The organism is Actinomadura sp. HBU206391 (assembly GCF_014323665.1).
GTDB lineage: Bacteria > Actinomycetota > Actinomycetes > Streptosporangiales > Streptosporangiaceae > Actinomadura_C.
The window spans coordinates 17,686-39,361 of record NZ_JABVEB010000051.1 but is presented as its reverse complement, the minus strand read 5'-3'; the positions used below and the strand labels follow the sequence as shown (position 1 = coordinate 39,361).

The 21,676-nt window shown below is 70.1% G+C and carries 20 protein-coding genes; 8 read left to right on the top strand and 12 right to left on the bottom strand.

Going from position 1 to position 21,676, the window contains the following annotated elements:
• On the top strand, positions 1 to 403 hold a 403-nt coding region (locus HKK72_RS17795), incomplete at its 5' end, for an ROK family protein (RefSeq protein WP_187235493.1).
• A gap of 78 nt (positions 404 to 481) precedes the next feature.
• Here the strand turns inward: HKK72_RS17795 and HKK72_RS17790 are convergent.
• Together HKK72_RS17790 and HKK72_RS17785 are read right to left on the bottom strand one after the other, a co-directional pair.
• Entirely contained in the window at positions 482 to 1,831 is a 1,350-nt protein-coding gene (locus tag HKK72_RS17790) for a hypothetical protein (protein WP_187235492.1), read from the bottom strand.
• 227 nt (positions 1,832 to 2,058) lie between these two features.
• A complete protein-coding gene (locus HKK72_RS17785) occupies positions 2,059 to 2,463 on the bottom strand; it encodes an ATP-binding protein (RefSeq protein ID WP_261986927.1) in 405 nt (134 codons plus the stop codon).
• Between the two features lie 50 nt (positions 2,464 to 2,513).
• Between HKK72_RS17785 and HKK72_RS17780 the strand changes: the two genes are divergently transcribed.
• Entirely contained in the window at positions 2,514 to 3,395 is an 882-nt protein-coding gene (locus tag HKK72_RS17780) for a DUF5753 domain-containing protein (protein WP_187235490.1), read from the top strand.
• Positions 3,392 to 3,583: a DUF397 domain-containing protein gene (locus HKK72_RS17775; protein ID WP_187235489.1), complete on the top strand. Its 192-nt coding sequence runs from the start codon at positions 3,392 to 3,394 to the stop codon at positions 3,581 to 3,583. The genes HKK72_RS17780 and HKK72_RS17775 overlap by 4 nt, the downstream gene beginning before the upstream one ends.
• Before the next feature lie 77 nt (positions 3,584 to 3,660).
• Here HKK72_RS17775 and mgrA read toward each other — a convergent pair whose 3' ends face one another.
• The gene (gene mgrA, locus HKK72_RS17770) at positions 3,661 to 4,695 is read right to left on the bottom strand and encodes an L-glyceraldehyde 3-phosphate reductase (protein WP_187235488.1); all 1,035 of its coding nucleotides are present in this window, start codon (positions 4,693 to 4,695) and stop codon (positions 3,661 to 3,663) included.
• 612 nt (positions 4,696 to 5,307) lie between these two features.
• Here mgrA and HKK72_RS17765 point away from each other — a divergent pair.
• Both HKK72_RS17765 and HKK72_RS17760 read left to right on the top strand, forming a co-directional pair.
• A complete protein-coding gene (locus HKK72_RS17765) occupies positions 5,308 to 5,796 on the top strand; it encodes a hypothetical protein (RefSeq protein WP_187235487.1) in 489 nt (162 codons plus the stop codon).
• Complete coding sequence (locus HKK72_RS17760) at positions 5,777 to 6,973, top strand: hypothetical protein (RefSeq protein ID WP_187235486.1); 1,197 nt, start codon at positions 5,777 to 5,779, stop codon at positions 6,971 to 6,973. Before HKK72_RS17765 ends, HKK72_RS17760 begins: the two co-directional genes overlap by 20 nt.
• Positions 6,974 to 7,263: 290 nt before the next feature.
• Here HKK72_RS17760 and HKK72_RS17755 read toward each other — a convergent pair whose 3' ends face one another.
• The 3 genes from HKK72_RS17755 to HKK72_RS17745 are packed head-to-tail and all read right to left on the bottom strand — an operon-like array spanning position 7,264 to position 8,483.
• Complete coding sequence (locus HKK72_RS17755; protein WP_187235485.1) at positions 7,264 to 8,175, bottom strand: sulfotransferase family protein; 912 nt, start codon at positions 8,173 to 8,175, stop codon at positions 7,264 to 7,266.
• Positions 8,172 to 8,312 carry a hypothetical protein gene (locus HKK72_RS17750; RefSeq protein WP_187235484.1) on the bottom strand — a complete coding sequence of 47 codons (141 nt, stop codon included), beginning with the start codon at positions 8,310 to 8,312 and terminating at the stop codon, positions 8,172 to 8,174. Before HKK72_RS17750 ends, HKK72_RS17755 begins: the two co-directional genes overlap by 4 nt.
• Positions 8,313 to 8,345: 33 nt before the next feature.
• Positions 8,346 to 8,483: a hypothetical protein gene (locus HKK72_RS17745; protein ID WP_187235483.1), complete on the bottom strand. Its 138-nt coding sequence runs from the start codon at positions 8,481 to 8,483 to the stop codon at positions 8,346 to 8,348.
• Positions 8,484 to 8,490: 7 nt separating this feature from the next.
• Between HKK72_RS17745 and HKK72_RS17740 the strand changes: the two genes are divergently transcribed.
• Together HKK72_RS17740 and HKK72_RS17735 are read left to right on the top strand one after the other, a co-directional pair.
• Positions 8,491 to 8,673 carry a hypothetical protein gene (locus HKK72_RS17740; protein ID WP_187235500.1) on the top strand — a complete coding sequence of 61 codons (183 nt, stop codon included), beginning with the start codon at positions 8,491 to 8,493 and terminating at the stop codon, positions 8,671 to 8,673.
• Between the two features lie 438 nt (positions 8,674 to 9,111).
• Positions 9,112 to 9,987, top strand: a complete 876-nt coding sequence (locus tag HKK72_RS17735) for a hypothetical protein (protein ID WP_187235482.1) — start codon at positions 9,112 to 9,114, stop codon at positions 9,985 to 9,987.
• Positions 9,988 to 10,327: 340 nt separating this feature from the next.
• Here the strand turns inward: HKK72_RS17735 and HKK72_RS17730 are convergent, their stop codons facing one another.
• The 6 genes from HKK72_RS17730 to grpE all read right to left on the bottom strand — a co-directional run bounded on the left by HKK72_RS17730 (position 10,328) and on the right by grpE (position 20,685).
• Positions 10,328 to 12,082, bottom strand: a complete 1,755-nt coding sequence (locus tag HKK72_RS17730) for a TRAFAC clade GTPase domain-containing protein (protein ID WP_187235481.1) — start codon at positions 12,080 to 12,082, stop codon at positions 10,328 to 10,330.
• A gap of 3 nt (positions 12,083 to 12,085) precedes the next feature.
• Positions 12,086 to 14,557, bottom strand: a complete 2,472-nt coding sequence (locus HKK72_RS17725; RefSeq protein ID WP_187235480.1) for a hypothetical protein — start codon at positions 14,555 to 14,557, stop codon at positions 12,086 to 12,088.
• Positions 14,558 to 14,560: 3 nt separating this feature from the next.
• Positions 14,561 to 15,781, bottom strand: coding sequence for a TRAFAC clade GTPase domain-containing protein (locus HKK72_RS17720; RefSeq protein WP_187235479.1), 1,221 nt, complete (start codon positions 15,779 to 15,781; stop codon positions 14,561 to 14,563).
• A 1-nt stretch (position 15,782) separates the two neighbouring features.
• On the bottom strand, positions 15,783 to 18,377 hold the full coding sequence (locus HKK72_RS17715) for a hypothetical protein (RefSeq protein ID WP_187235478.1): 2,595 nt from the start codon (positions 18,375 to 18,377) through the stop codon (positions 15,783 to 15,785).
• 127 nt (positions 18,378 to 18,504) lie between these two features.
• On the bottom strand, positions 18,505 to 20,091 hold the full coding sequence (locus HKK72_RS17710) for an Hsp70 family protein (RefSeq protein ID WP_261986925.1): 1,587 nt from the start codon (positions 20,089 to 20,091) through the stop codon (positions 18,505 to 18,507).
• Between the two features lie 6 nt (positions 20,092 to 20,097).
• Positions 20,098 to 20,685: a nucleotide exchange factor GrpE gene (gene grpE, locus HKK72_RS17705; RefSeq protein ID WP_315987310.1), complete on the bottom strand. Its 588-nt coding sequence runs from the start codon at positions 20,683 to 20,685 to the stop codon at positions 20,098 to 20,100.
• Between the two features lie 297 nt (positions 20,686 to 20,982).
• On the opposite strand from grpE, the gene HKK72_RS17700 reads away from it, so the two are divergent.
• Complete coding sequence (locus tag HKK72_RS17700; protein ID WP_187235477.1) at positions 20,983 to 21,666, top strand: amino acid-binding protein; 684 nt, start codon at positions 20,983 to 20,985, stop codon at positions 21,664 to 21,666.
• Positions 21,667 to 21,676: the final 10 nt, after the last annotated feature.

The window sequence follows — 21,676 nt, the reverse complement described above, 5'->3', positions numbered from 1 at the left end:
CGCCGACGAGGAGTCGGCGCTCGCCCGCGTGCTCTCCGACTCCTCACCGGCCGCGCGCGGCGTGCTCGAGGAGACCGCGACCTATCTGGGCGCGGGCATCGCCGACCTGATCAATCTCTTCAATCCGGAGAAGATCATCATTGGCGGCTGGGCCGGCCTGATGCTCGGCGGCCGCATTCTCGGCCGGGTACGAGACGCCGCGTCGGAGTACGCGCTGCGCCGGCCCTTCGCGCAGACCTCCATCGAGCTCTGCCACCTGGGCCCGGAGGCGGTCGCGGTCGGCGCGGCCACCCTGCCGCTGGCGCGGCTGCTCGACAGCGGCGGCGCGTCCGGCCGGACACCGGCACCCGCCGTCATCGACGGCCGCGCCGTGGCCCGCCCGGCGGCAGGGCGATTGCGTTGAGTTGCGGCGTGTCGTTGCCTGCGGCGGCGGATGACCAACGACACGCCGCAACTCAACGCGGGACGTTCGTGTGCGGCATCAGGGGCAGGCGCTGTACAGGCGCCGGGTTCCCGTTCCGGCGGCGTAGGCCGCCCGGTCGCTGAACCGGCAGCCGAAGTCGGCGGCGGACGGGCGGCGCACGTCGTCGCCGGCCGGGCGCGCGCCCCGGTGAACCCAGGCGGCCAGGTCGTCCCAGGCGGCGCCGGCCTCGTCGGCGGAGAACTCGCAGTGCTGGCTGGTCCGGATGGCGCGCTGGACGACCAGCCCGCTCCGGCCGTGCCGGGCCGCGTCGGACCGGTAGGCCTGCTCCATAGAGAACGGCACGAACATGTCGCCGAGCCCGTGCAGGCTCAGCACCGGGGCGCTCGGCACGCCGAAGATCTGCGGCACCTCGGTCAGCCCGGGCGAGAGCCGGTCACGCAGAGACGCGGGCGCCACCCGCTCCACCGTCCGGTTCACCTTCACCGGGGAGTCGGGGGAGTAGCGGGTGAGCAGGTTGGTCGCCACCTTGCCGGGGTCCTCCGAGAGCGAGTCTCCCGTTGGCGGGGCGGCCAGCGTGAACAGGAAGTCCTTCCACACCGAGAACGCCGCCACGGCTCCGGGCCGGTCCCCGCCGCTGCGGTTGATGGTGATGGCGCGCAGTTGCTTGCCGCGGTCGTTGGTGGTGTCGGGGCCGCCGGGTCGCAGCCCGTCGATGCCGAGCGCCTGCTGGATCCTCGGCACGGCGTTCGTCAGGTAGTCGGCGGCCGGCGGATTGGCGTCGACGTCCGCGAGGTCCTGGGCGACGAGGTTGTAGTCGAGGAAGAAGTCGAACAGCGCGTGGTCGCCGAGCACTCCGCACATCGGCAGGCCCCCGGCGTAGAAACCCGGGTACTGCTCCATCGAGCGGCCGATGATGTGCCCGCCCATCGACACCCCCGCGATGAACGTGCGGCGCGGCTTGCGGACGCGGTCGCGGAAGAGCAGCGCCAGATCGCGGGTGCTGAGCACGCCCGCACGCACGTCGTAGCCGTTGGCGTAGTACGACGACGCCGCCCACGCGTACCCCTGGTCGAGCAGCTTCTGGCGCAGTTCGAATCCGGGCGGGTCCACGGTGAGGACCTTGGTGGCCCCGCGGTATCCGTGCGCCCACATGACCAGCTCGCCGTTCCACTTCGGCGGCACTTCGATGTCGTAGGCGGCGTGCCGGTGCACGCCCTGCAGTACCCGCGTGGGCTTGCCGCCCACGACGGCCGGGGTCAGCGGCGGATTGTCGATCGTGTAGCCGGGAAGCGGCCGGTCACCGGGTGAAGGGGTGGCGCTCGCTGGTGCGGCCGACCCTAGAGCGATGGCGAGGGCGGTCCCGGCCGAGAGGAGGCCGAGGCGGTGCAGGACCGAACGTGGGCGCATGGGTGCTTCCTCCTGGCTCCGCCGGCGTGTACCGGCCGGTGGCACCAGGAACGTAAGCGATCATCCTGCCGCGGTCAATGGCCGATCTGAGTGCTCGTGCCGAGCACGGCCGGGCGTGGGAAGGTTCGTCCTCTTGGCCAGGTCAGCCACCTCACCGGACGATCCATGAGATTCCCCGGCAGCTCGGCGCACAGGATGTGCGGATCACGTGTCACCCACCTTTCCGGTCAGATGTTCAGACTGGCCCAGACGACTTTTCCGGGAGGGCTGTCGACGCGGTGCCAGCCGTGGTCGTCGGCGAGGGCCGCGACGATGTGGAGCCCTCGGCCGGACTCCTCTAACGGGTCGCACACCCCGATGATCGGAGGCTCCGGGTTCGGATCCCAGATCCCTGACCGGACGGCGGTCTCCTCGTGGGTGAGCAGGAGGCGGAGATCCGTGCCCCTGGCCGCGTGCAGAGCGTTGGTGAACAGTTCGGAGACGATGAGCCGCGCGTCCGCCAGGAGGTGCGGAAGAGCCCAGTGCAGGAGGGTGACCTCGGTCAGCTCTCTGGCCATCTTCACATTCGCCGGCTCCGCATAAAGCGTGAACTTGACGCTTATTTTTACGGTTTCCGGTGCTATTGACCCCATATGTCCCGCCTCTGCCAGGCCCCTCCGGTCGTCTTCCGGTTTCACTGGTCATGCTGGCCCTCGCGGACTACGTTGTCGCGTATAGGTTGGACATCCGATACAGCCAGGAGTCCTCGATGGCTGCGAGAGAGTCCCTCGACCCCGACTCGTCAATGTGGCATTGGATAGCCGTTGACCTGCACTTCTGGCGCAACCGGAGCGGCCTGTCCTGTGCCGGGTTAGGTGAGATTCTCGATATCTCGCGAGGTGCCGTATCGAATCTTGAAGCGGCGCGCCCCGGATTCCGGCTGAGCGAACGTCAGGCCAAGATCCTCGATGCGGAATGGGGTCTCAACGGCCACTTCGAGCGGCTGCTCCGGTACGCGAAGTCCGGCCACGACCCGGATTGGTTCAAAACGTTCACGCAATATGAGGCGAGAGCCATCTATATCAAGGTATATGAGGCACTTGTCATCCCGGGTCTGCTTCAGACTCCCGCCTACGCCCGTGCGCTGCTCATGGCCGGTGGAGTGGAGGACCTCGAGGCGAGCGTGGATCGGCGAATGTCCAGGCAGGAGGTGCTCACCCGCCCTCGCCCCGCGGAGCTTTGGGCGCTCGTCAAACAGACGATGCTGGAGGAGCCCGTGGGCGGTCCGGACGTGATGCGCGCACAGCTCGAACACCTGATCGAGATGAGCCGGCGGCCGAACGTCTTCCTCCGGGTGGTGCCGAAGTCGGTGGGTGCGCACCTGGGCCTCGACGGCTCATTCAGCGTCATGACCGTCGCATCTGGAAACGCCGCCTACATGGAGGCCGTGGGCGGTGGAAGACTCTCGACAGACTCCGCGGAGATACATCGGTTCACAGTAAGGTTCGAGCGGATCGGGGTCGATGCCCTATCCCGAGACTCTTCTCGAAGTCTCATGGCCGAACTGATGGAGACGATTACATGAGTGCCCCGATATGGCGAAAGTCCAGTCGTAGCGACACACAAGGTAATGCCTGTGTTGAGGTCGCCTCGCTTCCCGGCGCCGTCGGCATCCGCGACAGCAAGAATCCCGGCATTGGACACCTGAGCCTCTCTGCAGATGTCTTCGGCGCGCTTCTCGGGCGTATCAAGGCCGGACAGCTGGGCCTTTGAACCACTAAAACGACAAAAGGCCCTCGTTCCTCCGATCGGAGGAACGAGGGCTTTCGTGTGCGGGTTTCGCCGATCCGTCAGCGCGCTTCCGGATCGCTGGAGGCGGCCCAGATGTTGATGCCGGCCTCGACCGCGTCCTGGTCGATGGCGGCCAGTTCCTCGGCGGTGAAGCCCAGCCGGTCGACGGCGGCGAGACTGTCCTCCAGCTGCGCGACACTGCTCGCGCCGATGAGGACGGACGTGACCCGCTCGTCGCGCAGGGTCCAGGCGAGTGCCATCTGGGCGAGCGTCTGGCCGCGCTCGGCCGCCATCTCGTTGAGCGCCCGCACGTGCCCGAGCGTCTCGTCGGTGAGCAGATCCGGCGACAGTGACTTGCCCTGGCTGGCCCGCGAGTCCTCCGGGATGCCGTTCAGGTACTTGTCGGTCAGCATGCCCTGGGCGAGCGGAGAGAAGGCGATGCAACCGACGCCCTCCTGGCCGAGGGTGTCGAGCAGCCCGTCCTCGATCCAGCGGTTGAGCATCGAGTACGACGGCTGGTGGATGAGCAGTGGTGTGCCCATGTCGCGCAGGATCTTCGCTGCCCGGACGGTGTCCTCGGGCGAGTACGACGAGATGCCGGCGTAGAGCGCCTTGCCGGACCGGACGGCGGTGTCGAGCGCGCCCATCGTCTCCTCGAGCGGCGTCTCAGGGTCGAAGCGGTGGCTGTAGAAGATGTCGACGTAGTCCACGCCCATCCGGCCCAGGGACTGGTCCAGGCTGGCGAGCAGGTACTTCCGCGACCCCCACTCGCCGTACGGCCCGGGCCACATGTCGTAGCCGGCCTTCGTCGAGATGATCAGCTCGTCGCGGTAGGGCGCGAAGTCCTCGCGGAACAGCCGGCCGAAGTTGATCTCCGCGCTGCCGTAGGGCGGGCCGTAGTTGTTGGCGAGATCGAAGTGCGTGATGCCGAGGTCGAACGCTCGCCGCAGGATGGCCCGCTGCGCGTCCACCGGGCGGTCGTCCCCGAAGTTGTGCCACAGGCCCAGCGAGACGGTCGGCAGCTTGAGCCCGCTGCGTCCGGAACGGCGGTAGGGCAGGCGGTCATAACGGTCATCGGCGGCGACGTATGTCATGTCGTGAGTGTGCCATGTCCTGGTCGGAGGAGAGTGCGTGCGTCCGGCCGCCCCTCGGGCAGGTCCGGCCTGTCCCCGGCGGCTGTCCCAGCGTGCCCATCTCGTCGACGATCAGCACCTGGACAGCGCCTCACGTATCACCCCCGCTCTGCGGATGTCCGGTAGGTGTTCGATCGCAGTCCCGGCTTTGGCCATTTTCAGTGATGAACGGCGAGGGGTAACACCGGGATACCGGACCGGCCGATCTGCCGTTCTGAAGATCAGCCCGGACCTGATCAGGGATGAAGTCGATCTGAAGCCATCATGAAGCCGCCGGCCACTTAACTGAACACACCCGCCACACCGTACGGCCTCGGACGGAGGGTGAGAGGACTGGGAGAGCGATCCCGACACCCCGGAATGGGTTCGGTTGGCGGATGTCCGTGAGCCGACGCGCCGACCGCGACATGACGTCCCGCGTCCCCGGGCAGGGCGCTGGACTCGGCGCCGTTCCTGGCGGTGAGCGGTACGGCTTCTGGCTCATCGGCGGTCGCATCCGCCGAGCACAGACTTCCACGGTGACCGGCCGCGGATCAGCATGCCTCCGTGGAGGCGTCCGAACAAGGAGGAATCATGCACAAGATGGGAACGGCTGTCGCCGCACTCGCACTGGCCGCCGCCGGATTGACGGGCACGGCCACAACAGCCCAGGCGGAGAATGTGCGCGCGCAGGAGGCGGGCTGCAGCACCGCGTGGCCAGGGCGCGACGGGTACGTGCGCGCCTGGAAAGACGTCAACTGCGGCGGCACCCTCCTCGGCCTGACTCAGGGCGACGACATCAACTGGGCCGACGGCTGGGGGCAGTTCCAAGGCAGCGACAACGACAACGCCTCCTCGGTGATGAACAGCGGCTACCTCGGCGGCGAGGACGTGGTCGCGTTCTACAGAAACGCCGGGCAGCGGTACCAGGACGGTTTCGGCTGCCTGGCCCCGGGTGAGCTCTACGCCGACTGGCTGGGCGACAACTACTACTACGGCCAGGGCAGCAGCATGAACGACAGCATCTCGTCCCATGCGTGGGTGTACTCCACCGGCTGCCCCAGTGGCAGCTGGATCACCTGACGACCGACCCGAACCCAGGGCCCGCCGGCGCAGAACGGCGGGCCCTGTCGGCCACGGCAGCCCCTGTGACCTCCGGGCGGGCGACAACCTCGGGTGGCCCGAACGAGAGGGGGCGTTCGTCTTCGACAAGGCCGACCGCTGCTATCTCCACTCGCTGCCCGAGGACGACGCGCGGTACGGCTATGACTACCCGGTGGCCGCCTACGACCATGACCCGCCGCCCGACTGGTCCTGCTCGGGTGATGTCGGCCGGGCGATCTCCGGCGGTTACGTCTACCGCGGCCACGAGGCGCCCGAACTGTACGGCAAGTACATCTTCGGCGATCTGGTCGACGGCCGGGTGTTCTACACGAGCGAGCGCGAGATGCGGCGCGGCCGGCAGCGTGCACCGATCCACCAGCTCATGCTGTTCGACCGGTCGGGCGAGCGGGTGACGATGCAGGATCTGGCCGGCGACCAGCGGATCGACCTCCGCTTCGGCAGGGACAGGGCCGGTGAGCTCTACCTGATCTCGAAGGCGAACGGCAAGATCGGGAAGGTCACGGGCACGCGCCGCTTCGCGGGCTGCGACGTCGGCCGCACGCGGGTGTCGCACACGGCGGGCGAGAGGAGTTGGGCCCGGGTGACCCCGTCGAAGTGGCGGTTCTCCGGCGACCAGGTGATCATGACCGAGCCCGGAGTGGCACGGCCGGGTCCCCGCCGTCCCTTCGAGTACGCGGTGCTGACGGCCGGACCGCAGGTCGGCTCGGCCCGGATCGATGCCAGGGTACGGATCGACACCCCGGTCGACGTCACCAACCGAGATGTGATCATCGTATTCGGGTACCGATCCGACACGCAGTTCTATTACGCCCACCTGTCGACCGACAACACGATCTATCCGCACAACGGGATCTTCAAGGTCGACAACGCCGACCGGCTGCGGATCGAGGACCAGTGGGACGCCGTCCATTCGCGCGGCGCGGCACCGGCCATCACCGACACCAGGTGGCATGACGTCCGGGTGGTGCACTGCGCCGGCACGGGACAGATCGCGGTGTACGTCGATCGATCGAAGACCCCTCTCATGACGGCCGTCGACACCACGTTCACGTCCGGGCGGGTCGGCTTCGGGTCGTTCGACAACATCGGAAGGCTCCGTGACCTCGAGGTCACGGGAACCCGGGTGGACGACTGACCGGACGGTGTGGTGACCGCGGCGGAAACCCCCACCCTCCCGGCGGCCACGGGCCTTCCGTGGCCGCCGGGGACCCGGACGCGCATGGAGGGGAGATGAGAGATCGCCTGTCCGCCGTCCTCATGACCGCGCTGCTGTGCGGGTCGCTCACGGTGGCGGCCGGGGAGGGCCGGGCGGACACCGGCACCGGGAAGAGACCCGCCGGTGCGGCGTGGTCGCCGGCGTGGGGCGATGCGAAGGTGCTCCCAGCCTGCGCCGTGGCAGCAGTACCATCAGACGTCGTCGGTCCGTCAGTAGCCGAGCGAGCGCGCGAGGACCGTCATTTGCTCGCACATCTCATCGCGCAGACCCCAGGAGGGGTCGAAGACGACCGGCCCGGGTGCCGGAATCGGACGGAGAGCCGGGGCGCGAAGAAACATCGGGTCGCCGCCGAGGAGCCGCCCCGAACGCCCGGTTCCGGCGAACCGCCAGTTCTCTGTGAGCAACATCCGATCGATGATCTCTGTATTGCTGTCCAGTTCCAGCCAGGCCAGGATCCGCGGTAGCCAGACCCGCGGTTCCGTGAGCAGGTCCTCGGCCCGAACCCGCATCCACTGCTGGGAAGGCAACGGCGCCAGTGCCTTGATGATCCGCTGATGTGACAGATACCAGAAGGCGGCGGCCTCGGCGATGAGTGCCTCCTCGGAGTCGAAACGCCCGGCCGGGCGCCAGTGATCATGTATCGACCGCTGGGTCGTCACCGGATGGCGCACGAGATGCAGGAAGCGCGCACGTGGATAAGCCGCCATGCACCGGGCGAGTGTCGCATCGCTGCTGGAGGTGTCCGGCGACTTCTCCAGACTGATGCGGGGCCGGGCAAGGCCGATGAGGTGGTCCATCAAACGTGTGGTCGGCCACTCGGGGCGGTCGGAGAGCCATGCCTGTGCCCGTGCCACCGCGTCGTCTTCCTGGCTGCCCTCGTGCAGGTCGGCGACGGCGCGCCAGAGGCCGCTCTTTCGCAGGGGGCGCGCCCATCCCGTCTGCTCGCCTAGCAGTTCGCCGACGGTATCGGCGGTGAAGATCAGCAGCTCCGGAAAGCCGTAAACGTCGGGGTGACCGGACATTAGGGCCAGCGTGACGGTCGAGTAGCTGCGGGAGGGAGCGAGGAGGAACACCGGCTCGGCTCCCGCGCGGTCGGATTCGCGCATTGGCCCGTGGGTCATAAGACTCCTCTTTTGGTGTTGAGGGTGTTAAGGGTGTTGAGGCCGGCGATCCGCCGTTGCCGCAGTCGGCTCACCACACCGATGACAGTGGCCAGCGTCGACGACACCGCACTCACGACCTGCATCAAGTCCTTCACGTGGTGAGTCCTCCCGTCTCGGGCTCCCGGAGTTCACGAGAGATGGAGAAGACTGCGGTGATCGGTGCCGTTGAGCGCGAACCACGGCGATGAGGGCCACCACGTCCAGGTCGGTCCGCTCCCTTGCGGGTAGATCCCCCAGCGGAGATTGGCGAGCAGGCGCGGGATCATCAGCCATATGATCCTCTCTTCGCGTTCGTATGACGAGTACCGCTCGATGTTCGACCTCACCGACGGCGACCTGAGCGGTGTCACCCTCGACTGCGCGGGCGGCGCGGCCGCTTCGTCGCTGGAGCCGCCGCCGGCGGATCATTTCGTTGAGAAAACCTTGGTGGGGCATGGGTCCTCTCATCTTGACTAGAGGGCTCAAGTGATTGCTCTCGCTCAAGATAAAGATCATTAGCCCAGGGTGTCTCGATGTGATCTCCCCGGGGCCGTATGGATCTGACACCGTCGTGACCTGTGGTGAAAGGGCTCCAGCCCGGCTTTGGATGGCCGTGTCAAAGCGGCCGTCCAGAAATCTCGAGGCCCATCACACCTTATGCCTTCAATGTCACGTTCGAACGACCGCCGGGCGGCTTGGCGCGATTAGATAACTCTTTGGCGCAATTGAGCAACTCCCCCGGTTGCGCCGATCGCGGCCTCTGCGAGCCATGTCGTTCTCGGATTTGGGTCTTCCTTGGGCCTGCGGGCCCTGTCGATGAGATTTATGATCAATGATGCTCTGTATATGCCCTCACATCTGCGATCTAGAGACGGTGTTTCGCGGCGATCATTGCCTGAGAGAGGCGACGGTCCGGTGCAGTATCTGGCGGTGACCCTCCTCATAGCGGGTATCGCCGCGAGCGTGGTGGCGACCGGTGTGGGCGAGCATGTGACGGCAGGTATCGGAAACGCGATCTGCAGGGTGACGGCGGAGGACTGCAAGACGGCCGCGGCACCTCGGGCGGCCGTACCGAAACCGCCTGAGGTGGCCTCTCCGAAACCTGATGAAGGAGCAGGTTCGGGCCTAGGGGCCGCTTGGAATCGACCTTATCGAAGAGCTGACCCGGAAGGCGGGCGTCCGCCGAATTTTTCTGACTGGGAAACAGCAATGACCGCCGAACGAGCATGGTTTCTTCACCAGGGTGGCAGGATCGAGTTCCGCGAAGGTGGCGGTAACACGTTCGATCTGACGAATAAGATAGTATATCTCGACACTACGACTAATAAGTTTGAGCAGGCTGCAAGCTGGACTAAGGCGGTTGAGGCTTTCGGTGGGGTTGTCGAACCACCGCCATATGTCTCGCCGGAGGATTCCCCGTCGCGTGACGAATACATCAAGACAACGCTAGAGAATAGCGCACAACCCGATTATCAAAGGGCCAGGCTTACTCGGGAGATAAGGGATTTTGGTGATCCCAATTATCGTAATCTCGGCGTATGGCGACAGGACGAGTACGATTGGGCTTACAATAAAGCCGTTGCGGAGGCGGAGAGAGCTCAAGTCGTCAATCGGCCGCTCAGTGAAGCGGAGAAGCGACGGATCGGCGACCGCGCCGGACGCGCGGCGATCTATGAGTACCACAAGCGAGATTCAGACCGTAACGGCCAGACGTGGGAGCGCTACCACCCTCGAAGCTGGCGTTGCCTCTGGCTGTCGCATTGCGGCAAGGTCGACATGCACCAAAAATGATGGAAGATCCACGCGATCATGCAGAAGGCCCATGACGCCGTCTCGCAACATGTTCACGACCTGCTGTAGACGTCTTGCCGGCGGCTCGTAGTGGCCGCTGGTGTCGTTGATTACGAAAATGCCGTTGCAAGGGCCGAGCTATCTCAAGCCGTCAGCCGGCCGCTCAGTGAAGCGGAGAAGCAACGGATCGGTGAACGCGGCGGACGCACAGCGCTCTACGAACACCACAAGGCTGAAGACGACAGTGCGGGCGAACGGTGGGACCGTCACCATCGCTCCGAGCGAGGCTGGCGCTGTCTCAAGTTGTGGCATTGCGCCTGACTCCCGGTGTTCTGACGGTTCAGCGGATGATCACCGGGATGGCGTACGCCGCCGTGCTCACCAGGGCGGCGATGGTGAGGATCGACATGCCGGCGAGGATGGCCCAGCGGCCGGCCTGATAGCTCGCCGGCACCAGCGCGGAGTCGCGGCCGCGGGCCTCCCACGGGGCACGCAGCGGTGCGGTGCCCGGCAGCTCGGGGCCGGTGCCGCCCGTGGCCGCGTTCTCGCCGCCGACCGGGAGCCCGGTGACCCAGCCGAGCAGCTCGGCGACGAGGCCGGGCTCGGTGGACAGGCCCGAGCCGAAGTAGCGCACCTCGGAGGCCAGCTGGTCGAGCGCGCGGATGATGTTGCCCAGGCCGAGGCCCTCCAGCCAGGCGCGCACCTCGGCGCTCGACGCCGGATCCTCCAGATGGCGGCCGACGATGGTGTAGGCCAGCAGATCCGACTTGGTGACCACCACCGCGACGCGCTTCTGGCGGCCCCGGTCGCGTCGCGAACGCAGCTCGTTGAGCACCCGCTGCAGGGTGTCGGCGGGGTCCTCGTCGGACGAGGCGACCGCCTGCGCGACCAGCTCGTTCTCCTCGCCGGTCAGCGTCCGCCGTACCTGCGGCAGCGCGAACGGGTCCATCACGAACAGCAGTGCCTCACCGTGGTCGAGATAGCGCAGCGACTCGACCAGGGTCGCTCCGGTGAAGTGCTCACCGGCGGGGTCGAACAGATAGAGGATCCGGTGGCCGGCGCCCGGCAGATCGACGTCGACCATGGTGGCGAGCGGAAGCTCCGGGCCGGTCTTGGCCAGCCGGCCTCCGCGCTGGAACTCCTGCACCGCCCCGGCATAGGCCTGGGCGTGCCGCCGCTCCACGAACGTCACCGTCCCGTGGCCGGCGCGGGCCCGGGCGTGCAGGGCCCGGATCGCCAGGAACATGAACGTGGTCTTGCCCGCCGCCGGGCCGCCGACGAACGGCAGCGGCTCCACCCGTACCCGGCCGATCCGTTCGGGCAGCCGCCCGTTGCAGTGGGGGCAGTAGGCGGTGAGCCGGAACCGGCCGAGCGGGATGGTGGTCGGCAGGCGGGTGCCGCACCGGCACACGTGCCGGATCGCGCCGAAGGAGTTCGGAGTGAGCCTGCGGTGCCGCTCGCCACAGGCCGGACACTCGTACACCGGCAGGGCGACCTTCTCGTAGCAGAACGGGTGGGGGCAGGTCTGCAGGATCCGCCCGTAGGCCATGAACACCCGCTCGACGATGCCCAGCACCAGTACGCAGACCAGCCAGCCGGCCAGTCCGACCGTAACCACCGCCCCGTACAGCAGGGTGAGCAGCGTGCCGAGGAGCGCGGCGGGGACGGCGGCGAGCACGATGCCCGAGCAGATGGCCAGCCAGAGCGGAAAGGTGAAAAATCCCCAGATGCCTGACACGAGCGTCCTGGTGACGGTCGTCAATGCCACGGTGGCGATGGTGATGATCTTGGGCATGATGCCGCGGGTGATCGCCCACCAGTCCCGCCAGACCTGCGTCAGCAGGTAGTGCCGGTAGGCGGGATCGGGCACCGGGGCGTCCTGCGAGCGGGCCGAGGCCGGCACCGGGACCGGGGCGAGGCCTTTGGCCGGCGCGGGCACGAGCGCGCGGCAGGCGTACACGTAGTAGTAACCGATCGCGCCGGCGGCGGCCACGACGAGCGCGACGGAGAACACGACCGGGAAGACGAAGACGAACCCCACCCACATCGTGCCCAGCCACACGACCACCAGCAGCGCGACGAGGATGGCCTGCACGCGTCACCTCCCGCGCCGGTGACGGCGGGTCTGCGCCGCCGGAGACCGGCTGCCCAGAGAGTGGCGGCGCAGATCCTTGAGGCCGGCCCGCAGGTCACGGTCATGGCGGAAGCAGGTGTCGAGCTGGAGATAGGACAGCCGGCCGGCGGCCTGCCCGGCCGCCCACTCCTCCAGCGCCTCATCGGAGATCCCGAGCCGGCGCAGCCGGATCGCGACCTCCATGAGCTCATTGCGCGCGGCCTTGCTGTGCTTGCCCCCGGTCCACTCGGCCACCAGCCGGTCGCGGGCGGTCGCGGTCGCATTGGCCAGCACCGCCGTACGGAACTCCGGCGCCCGCAGAGCGAGCCGCTGCGCCGCGCAGCGTACGACGCCGTCGGTCAGCGGCCCGGACGCCTCCGCGAGCGCGACGATCCCGGCCACCCCCCGGGCGGCCTCGGCCGCCTCGTCGGCCCGTACCGCCACCGCGTAGGCCTGGACGGCCGCCGCGGCCGCGGCCGCCCGGTCGTCGGCGGGCAGCACCTCGCGCGTACGCCGGGCGAGCTCCAGGGTGTCGGGCGCGTCCAGTTCGTCGCCGGTCTCGGCCAGCCGGGTGAACACCCGCGCGGGCAGCTCGTACAGACACGCGAAGCGGGGGAGCGCGGCCCCGAGGGAGCCGACGATCGCGCGGCCTTCGCGCGCGGTGGGCGGTTCGGCCCACACCGCGCGCAGTACGTCCTCGACCGCGGAGGCGGGCTCGGCCAGACCGATCAGCACCCGCGTGACCTCGACCCGCCGGTCCTTACGTCGCCGCCCGACCGACCGCAGCACGTGCAGCGCGACGGCCCCCGGCAGTGACGACGGCGACGGCGTCCCCGCCGGGGCGCCGGCCGGAGCCGAGGCCGGAGCAGGATCCGGAACCGGAGCCGAGGCGGGGTCAGGGGCGGACGCAGGACCAGGACCAGGAGCGGGCGCGGGCGCGGGCCCTGCGACTGCGCGCGGGTACAGCAGGTCGCAGGCCGCGTCGGTGAGCACCGCCGCGCGGGTGCCCTCGTCGGTCGCGTCCAGTCCCGCGAGCGCGCCGGCGATCAGCCGCTCGCGCACCGACGAGGGGGCCGCGCGCACCGCCGTGGTCAGCTCCGCAGCGCCGCGCCGCGCGCACCCGGCGGCGGCCGCCTCGACGCCGCGGCCCGGAGCGTCCGCCCCGACGCGCTCGGCCAGCTCGGCGATCAGCGCGACCTCGGTGAGGTCGGGCGCCGCGAGGAGAGACTCCTCGACGATGGGAGCGAGCCGGACCAGCGCGGGTTCCGGCAGCTCGACCGCCGGCAGCCGGGACCGCAGGCCTGGGTCGCGGAGCGCCAGCACCACGCAGCGGGCCGCGCACCGGTCGGCGAGCTGCCGGTCCCGCGCGGCCCACGCCATGATCGCAACGGCCAGGTCGAAGCCCATGCCGGGCAGCGTCGGCGTGAGATCGCGCCACACCCAGTCGGGCACGTCGGCGCCGTGCCGCTTCAACAGGGCCGCGGCGGCGGCCTCCTCCGGCTGCGTCACCGATTCGTCGCCCTGGCACAGCGCGAGCAGGGCCGCAGCCTGGTCGAGCACCTCGTCGAGCGCGGTGGCGCCCTGCGCTCGCAGCGCGGCGTCGGCGAGCTCGCCCATCGCGTCCAGGCCCGCGAAATCGAGATCGCGCCAGCACCGCGCGGCCGTCCGGGCGTAGCGCCTCTCGCCGTCGCGGGGCGGCTCGCCGGCGGAACGCCGGGCGTCGACGAAGAAGACGGGGCCGTCGTGCCTGGTCGTCTCCCACACGTCGGGTGTGGTGCCGACGACGCGCTGAGGTGCGACCTCCGGGTCGGCGCTGTAGGTGATGAACGACATCAGCGCCGCGGCCGGCACCGGCAGGGAGTACGACACGACCGCCATCCACCGGGCGATGAGCTCGGTGTCACCGGCGACCAGCATGATCCGGCCGTGCTCGCGTCCGAGCACCGCGGTGACGGCGTCGATGAGCCTGGCCAGCAGGTCGTACGCCGACTCGGCGTCCCACTGGTCGGCCAGCCAGTCGGCGAGCGACTCGGGGTCGATGGCGCCGCCGGGGGAGAGGTCGTCGAGCGCCGGCAGCCGCCCGTTCGCGGGGGTTTCGTCCCACAGCGGGGCACGCCAGAGCTCCATCGGGCGCAGCCCCTCGAGCTCGCCGGCCTCGGCCACCACGGCGTGCGCGAAGAAGTTGCCGTAGCGCCCGGAATAGTCGCGGCCGAGATAGCGGCAGCGGACGAGCACGGGCCGCTCGTCCACCCGGTCGTAGGCCAGCCCCACCGGGAACCTCGCGAGCTCGTCGGTGGTCGGCGACAGCGGGGCGTGCGGCGGAGGCCGGTAGACCATGAGGGGCGTCACGGCGGTCCGCAGGCCGGGCGGCAGACCGGGGGTCTCGGCGACGAACTGGAAGCCGGCCCGGCCACTCGGACCGGACTTCGCGGACGTGTAGTGCAGCTGCCAGGCCACGGTTCACACGTTCCTTCCGGCCGCCGGCCGCGAGTCCGCCGCCGAGCCGCGGACGCCGTCGAGCATGCCGAACCGGTACAGCAGCCACAGCAGCGGGTCCTCCACCCGGTACGGCTGCACGCCGCCCGCGCCGACCCGGCCGTCCCCTGGCATGGCCCCGAGCGCCGACAGCCCGAAGAACCCGTACTCGGTGTACTGCTGCCGCAGGTAACGGTCGAGCTGCCCGGCCTGCCACTCGTGCAGCAACGCCCGGACCTGCTCGTCGACCGCCTCGCGGTCGTCGAGGTCGAGCGCGCCCCGGCTCTGCCGGGAACGGTGCAGCGCGGACTGCCGGGCGAAGGACGGCTGCAGCGCGTCGATCTTCGTGAGCGCCACCGCGACGGGGATCCGCAGCCGGTCGCCCGAGCCGCGCGCCTGGAGCGCCTCGGTGACGCGGGCGATCACGTTGATCGGCTCGCTGTCGGGATCGTCGGCGGTGACCGGCAGGGCCCCGCCCACCAGTGCCGCCCGCGCCCCCGGCAGCTCCAGCGGATCGACGAGGAAAATGACCGCGTCCGCCGCCTCGAGATAGCGCAGATGCAGGTCGCGCACGTCGCGGCTGCGCAGATCCTCGCCGGCGGTGTCGAACAGCACGAGCGTGAGCGCGTCGTTGCCGCCGCCGAGGCCCAGCCGCCCGAACCGGGTGCGCCGGGTGCGGGTGAGGAGGTAGACGAGGGGCTCGCGCGGCGTCGTAGCGGCGCTGGCGGTGGTCGGCAGCAGCCGCCGCTCGTCGTAGAGCGGGCGGGCGAAGTCCCGCTTGTAGCGATCGATGGTGCGGTCGTCGCAGGCCACCAGGGAGGTGTCGAGCTCGGTGCCGATCCGGTTCATCAGCTCGTGCAGCAGTACGGCGATGTAGGTGCTCTTGCCGGCGTTCTTGGCTCCGACGAGGGCGACGATCCGGCCCGGGGTGTCGCAGTAGGCCGACGGAAGCGGATTGTGGCACTCCGGGCACACCCGGCGGCCGGTGGGCTTCCCGCAGGCCGGGCAGTCGGCCCGGTTCCTGCGGCCGGACGCGGAGAACACCGGCGGGAGCGAGGCGGCGGCGGTGGATCCGGTGTAGTCGGCCAGCCTGCGGTCGAGGACCGGTTCGCAGCCCGGCCCGCGGCCGGCCCGCCCGAGGCAACGGAACTCGATCCGCTGCGCGGGCACCGCAGCGAAGCAGTACGGACATGTGATCGCGCGCATCTCAGCCCTTCACCTGGAGGCGGCGCACCGGCGGATCGCTCAGCTCGATCACACCATCGGCGGCGAAGCAGCGCAGCCAGAACGGCCCGGCCCGGCCGGGATGCGGCACCGACAGTTCCACCGGCACCTCCAGTTCCTCCCAGGACGCGACGGTATCGCCGTCGCCGGGGTGCTGCGGCATCACCCGGCCCTCGCGCAGGACGAGCAGCAGCCGCTCGATGCGCACCGGCTCGTCGGACCGGAGCTTCACCACGAGGGTGCGGCGCCACGGCGGGCCGGCCCGTTCGAGGTCGTAGTCCACCAGGGCCCGTGCGGGCACCGTCACGGGCACCGGCGCGCCGACGACCCGAGCGTCGCCGCCCATCCCGCTCGATGCCACGAGCACGTCGACCTGCCGATTCTCGGGCGCGGCCAGCCGCACCCCGCCCTGCGCCTCATAGGCCGCGCGAGTGATGACGGTGCGGCGCGGATCGGAGTCGCCCACCTGATAGGTGAGCTCGACCTCGGCGACGTCGTCCGGCCAGTCGAAACCGATGTGCACCGTCGCCCCGCGGCGCTGCGCCACGAGGTTCCGCGGCGGCGGCAGGTTCACGTGCCGGCGGTGCGCGCCGATCGCGGCCGCCTGCCCCGAGACGGTGACGGTGAGCAGCACCCCGCTCGCCCCGGGACGCACCGCGAGCCCGTTCGGCGTCGGCGTCGCCGGCACCGCGCGGCCCGCCCGGCGCACCTCGGCCAGTGGCACCACCGAGCCGTACGGCCAGGGCGGCGGCCCGCCGAGCAGGACCACCTCGGCGGTGCCGTGCCGCGGCGGGACGAAGCCGAGGATCAGCAGGCCCGCATCGCCCGGATCGGGCTCCGCCGTGAAGCCGCCCACGGGCTCGGGCGGCGCGCTGGGGGTCGCGGACACCCGCACGCCCGGGGTCGTCACCTCGCGGCCCGACTCGTCGAGATAGACGGCGGCCACACGGTAGTGGTAGGTCGTCCCGTTCCTGACCCGGTCGCGGAAGCTCTCCCGGTCGGCCCGGACCGCCATTCTCGGGAGGTCGACCGAGGCCTCGTCGCGGGTGACGAGCACGCGGGCCGCCGCGGGCGGGCAGCGCCACCGGCCCGTGACCACCCCGTCGCCGGCCACGAGCTCGACCTCGGCCGGTTCCGGGCGCACCACGACGGGCCCGGCCACCGCCGGGGCCGCGGCCGAGTCGCCGCGCCGGGCGACGATCGCGTAGAACAGCGGCACGTTGACCGGCGGACGGCCGTCATAGGCTCCGGTGCCGCTGCTCGCGACGGCCTCGCCGTCCGCGGCGTCGCGCGGCGGCCGGCCGCGCTGCCGTACGACCCGGTAGCCGATCTCACCGACCTTCGACGCCGACTCGGTCCAGCTCAGCCGTACGGCGGTGCCACCGGCGTCGACGACGGCGGTGGCCGTCTGGACCGGCCGCGGCGGCAACCGCCGTTGGTGCTCCTCGGCGCCGGGCAGGTCGCGCACCAGGTGCAGGGCGTCGGCGAGCAACCGCCACGCCCGGTCCGGATCCGCGCAGTTCACGGCCTCGTCGCGCAGGCCGACGGCGGCGGCGACCCGCTCGCGCGCCTCGGTCGCCAGAACCTCGGCGCTCTCGGCCTCGCGTTTCGCCGCGCCCTTGGCGGCGCCCCGCTCGGCGAGGTCGTCCCCGGCGGTGAGGGCGGACTCGGCGAGCAGGGCCGCGGCGTGCGCGGCGCCGGCGTCGAGCAACTCGCGCAGCCGCCCGGCCAGGCCGCCCGCCGGGCCGGTCTCGCGCAGGACGGCGAAGACCAGACGCCGTGCCTCGCCCGGCTCGATGCCGAGGCCGTCGACGGCGTACCGCAGCAGTGCCCGGTCGGAGGCACGCTGCCGGTGCCGCTCCCGCAGCCGGTCCACGAGGTCGTACAGGACCAGCTCGGCCAGCCGCGCGCCGTCGCCGGTGTCATCCTTCAGCGCCGAGCGCAGCGCCACCAGCACCGTTTCGGCGTTGGTCGAACTGGTGTCCCTCGGCCGCCTGGCCCAGTCGGCCGACACGGCCGCCACCACCGACGCGTCGAGCCGTACGTCCGGCGCGTGGAACCCGCCGAGCACCCGCATCGGCCCGGTGAGCCGCGCGCCGAACAGGAAGTCGGCGAGGTGCCGGTGGCCCAGCACGGCGAGGGACTCCCTGGCCTTGAGGTAGCCCTGGTACGGCGCGGACGCGGGCAGCGCGTCGGGTTCGCGGACCTCGACCCGTTCGGCGCCGAGCAGCGCCTCCAGCTCGGCGCGGGCGAAACCGCTGGAGCGGGCGATGGCCTCCAGGTCACCGGGCGACAGCAGCCGCAGCGGTCCGGCGGCGTCCAGCAGCCGGGCCTTCGCGTCGGCGCGGCGCTGTGCTGTGCGCTCCGTGCCCCCGCGCAGCCGTGCGCGCAGCGGGCCCGCGTCGCCGCGCTCGGCTGCCGCGAAGACCGGCGCGAGATCCCGGTGCTCGGCCTCGAGCCGGTCGATGAGCTTGCGGTACTTCAGCTGGCCGCGGGCCCGACGCCAGCACTGCCGGACGAGCTTCACCTGAGCCGCGACGTCCTGCGGGGACAGCGATTCGCGCAGCTGGTAGCGCACCCGCAGGTCCTCGGGCGGCTGGTCCCCGGCGTTCCGCGCCGGTTCGAGGACCTCCCGCTTGTACCGGTCGTCGAAGTTAACGGCCTTGCCCCCTTACGGCTTATGCCATGCCCATGCCCCTAGCCGATCAACTCACCTGTACTCGGGACAGGGCCGCGCGGGAGCGTTCGACGTCCTCCTCGGACATGCCCCCCACGTCCACCGTCAGCTCCAGCCGCTCGCCGGTCTCCTTCTCGACGGCGGTGACGTGCAGCAGCCCCGAGGCGTCGAGCGCGAACGTGACCTCGATGGGCCAGCCGGCCTTCTTGCCCGGCGGCACCTTGATGACCCCGGTGGCGATCTCGGTGTTGTCGGTCACCTCCGACGACTCGGCGGCGCCGGCCTGTTCCATCACCCGCACGTCGGCGGCGGTCTGGTCGTCGTTGACGGTGAAGAAGTCCTCGGTGCGGGCCGCGGGCAGCTCGTCGTTGGCGTGCACCAGATGGGCCACCTGCTCCAGGTTGCCCACCCGGTCGAGCACCACGATGCCGAAGGCGCGCGAGGCGACGGTCTTGATCTGGCGGTTGGCGATCTGGCGTTGCTGCTCGGCCGACAGGCCCGCCCGGTTGGCCATCTCCTCGGCCCGCTCCTGGGCGCCCTGCAGCAGCAGCCGGCGGAACGTCTCCTCGAAGGCGTAGAGCGCGGCGCCCTTGGCCACCGCGAGGTCGGGGTCCTGCAGCTTGGGCGGGAGGCCGAGCTCGGTCTCGAGCCTGGAGGCGACCGCGGGCATCTTCGTCGATCCGCCGACGAGCACGAGGTCGTCGTAGTCGGAGACGCCCTTCTCGCTCGCCGTCGCGAGCGTACGGCCGGTGATCTCGATCGTCCGGTCCAGCAGATCCTTGGTGATCTCCTCGAACTTCTCTCTGGAGACGTCGACGGCGGCGACCCGGCCCTCGTGCATGACCCGTACGGTGTGCTGGGTTCGGGAGGTCAGCGACTTCTTCGCCTCTTCGGCGTCGCGGCGGAGCTGCTGCTCGGTCTGCTTGTCGTCGAGCGGGTCGCCCGCGTCGGGGTGCTCCTCACGGAAGCGCTCGGCGAGGTACTCCACGAGGCGCTCGTCCCAGTCGGCGCCGCCGAGCTCGTGGTCGCCGTCGGTGCAGACCACCTCGATGTGACCGCCCTTGAGTGCGATGACCGTGGTGTCGAACGTTCCGCCGCCGAGGTCGTACACGAGGATCGTGCGGTCCTGCTCGGGGTTGAGCACGCCGTAGGTGATCGCGGCGGCGATCGGCTCGGAGATGATGTCGATGACGTTCAGCCCGGCGATGCGGCCGGCCTTGCGCGTGGCGTCGCGTTCGGCGGCGCCGAAGTAGGCGGGCACGGTGACGACGACGTCGCGGGCGTCCTCACCGGTGACGGTGCGGGCGTCGGTCGCCAGCTTGAGCAGGATGAACGCCGACAGCTCCTCGGGCGTGTACTCGAAACCGTGGACCGGCCGGGTGAGGTCGCGGCCCATGTCACGTTTGATCAGGCTGACCACGTTGTCCGGTTCCAGTACGGCGGTGTCCTTGGCGGCGGCGCCGACGACGACGTTGTCGCCCGACTCGAAATAGACCACTGACGGTGTGGTGTCGGTGCCCTCGAGGTTGCGCAGAACCGTGGGGCGGCCGACCTCGTCGATGGAGGCGATGCACGAATATGTCGTGCCCAGGTCGATCCCGTAGACAGCCATCATTTCCACCTACTCGGGCTCGGGTTCAGGCGAGATGTTCTCACGGTCGTCGGGCTTGAACCGGGCGACGACCACTTCGGCGCGCCGTACGACCCGTTCACACCGGGCGAACCCGTCCGTACGGGCGCTCACGACGGTGCCGTCGAGCTCGGGCCGGTCGACCCGCTCGGTGGCCACCGGCCGGTGCCGAGCGGCGTCGTAGAGAACGCCGGGCTCGACGGTGAAACGTTCGACGCCGGAGCGGGCCAGGATCTCGGCGATCTCGTCGGCGACGGCGGCCAGCAGTGGCGCGATGTGGACAGGGTCCGGTGGCCGCGGTGCCGCCCACCGCTCGGACTCCCGCCTGGTCATGTCGTGCAGGCGGTAGAGCGCGGCCCGCACCGGCTCGTACATCGCCTGGAGCTCGCCCCGGCGGAGCAGCTGGTTGTCCTCGTGCAACCGGTCGATGATCGCTTCGCGGTGGGCGGCGCGCTCGTTGCCCTGGCCGACCGACCGGGTCAGCTCGGCCAGGGCCGAGCCGATCTCGCCGAGCTCCGCCATGACCCTGTCGATGTCGGCGGGGCCCTGTTCGGGAGGCGGATCCTGTGCACTCGACACGGGCAGCAACCCTAACGAGCCCTAACGCCCGGCGTAAGGTTTTCTGTCCAGGTCTCGGCTGGCCCATGGCCCGCGCGCGGTCGCCGCCGCCTGCGGTCGACGGTCGGCTCCGGACCGGTGAAACCGCAGGTCGAGCGCATTATTTACCAGGCTGGGTGAGCCTGCACTTCTCGACAATGATACGACTAGGTAACAGTATTGAAACGTGCGTAACGCAGCCTGAGGGCATTCCACCCCGGATCACCACACAGCATCACCACACGGGATCAACACAGGATCATCACAGGGAGGTGAGCTATGTTGCTGAGGGTTCGAGTCCGCCTGCCGGATCGCCCAGGGTCACTGGGCAAAGTAGCGCGGACACTGGGCGCCGCCGGTGCCGACGTGGTGCAGATGGTCGTCCTGGAGCGGGACGCCGGTCGGGCTCTGGACGACCTCACCGTCGCCTGGCCGTCGGGAGCGGGCATCGACCGGCTCTGCGACGGGCTCGCCTCCATCCCCGGCGTTGAGATCATCGGAGTGTGGCCGACCGCGGAGCCCCAGGGCGCGTTCCCGGACGCGGCGCTGATCGGCCAGCTGGCCGCCAACCCGGACGGCGGGCTGGTCATCCTGACCGACGCCGTCCCGGCCATACTCAGCGCCGACTGGGCGGGCCTGCTGCGACCGGCGCGGCCCGGTGCGGTGGACCATGAACGGGAGCGGGGCGACGTCGTCGTGCTGCACTCCAGCGTGGGCGCGTTCGGCGACATCGACATTCCGGACGTGAATCCGATCCGGCCGCGCTCGTTCACCGCCAAGGACGGGACGCAGTACACGGTCGCGCCGATCGCCGACGGTGAACTGGCCCTTCTCGTCGCGCGTACGGGCGCGCCGCCGTTCCACCGCACCGAGGTGTTCCGTCTCGCCCAGCTGGTCAGCGCCGCCGAGGCCGTGCTGACCGCGCGCCACGGCACGATCCCCGCCGAGGTCGAGGCCGTCTGAGGCCGACGGG

What these genes read in the sequence shown, in the direction of transcription:
- HKK72_RS17790 (WP_187235492.1), bottom strand. Translation starts at nt 1,831, where the DNA reads ATGCGCCCACGTTCGGTCCTGCACCGCCTCGGCCTCCTCTCGGCCGGG.
- HKK72_RS17785 (WP_261986927.1), bottom strand. Translation starts at nt 2,463, where the DNA reads ATGGGGTCAATAGCACCGGAAACCGTAAAAATAAGCGTCAAGTTCACG.
- HKK72_RS17780 (WP_187235490.1), top strand. Translation starts at nt 2,514, where the DNA reads ATGCTGGCCCTCGCGGACTACGTTGTCGCGTATAGGTTGGACATCCGA.
- HKK72_RS17775 (WP_187235489.1), top strand. Translation starts at nt 3,392, where the DNA reads ATGAGTGCCCCGATATGGCGAAAGTCCAGTCGTAGCGACACACAAGGT.
- mgrA (WP_187235488.1), bottom strand. Translation starts at nt 4,695, where the DNA reads ATGACATACGTCGCCGCCGATGACCGTTATGACCGCCTGCCCTACCGC.
- HKK72_RS17765 (WP_187235487.1), top strand. Translation starts at nt 5,308, where the DNA reads ATGCACAAGATGGGAACGGCTGTCGCCGCACTCGCACTGGCCGCCGCC.
- HKK72_RS17755 (WP_187235485.1), bottom strand. Translation starts at nt 8,175, where the DNA reads ATGACCCACGGGCCAATGCGCGAATCCGACCGCGCGGGAGCCGAGCCG.
- HKK72_RS17745 (WP_187235483.1), bottom strand. Translation starts at nt 8,483, where the DNA reads ATGATCCCGCGCCTGCTCGCCAATCTCCGCTGGGGGATCTACCCGCAA.
- HKK72_RS17740 (WP_187235500.1), top strand. Translation starts at nt 8,491, where the DNA reads ATGATCCTCTCTTCGCGTTCGTATGACGAGTACCGCTCGATGTTCGAC.
- HKK72_RS17720 (WP_187235479.1), bottom strand. Translation starts at nt 15,781, where the DNA reads ATGCGCGCGATCACATGTCCGTACTGCTTCGCTGCGGTGCCCGCGCAG.
- HKK72_RS17710 (WP_261986925.1), bottom strand. Translation starts at nt 20,091, where the DNA reads ATGATGGCTGTCTACGGGATCGACCTGGGCACGACATATTCGTGCATC.
- HKK72_RS17700 (WP_187235477.1), top strand. Translation starts at nt 20,983, where the DNA reads ATGTTGCTGAGGGTTCGAGTCCGCCTGCCGGATCGCCCAGGGTCACTG.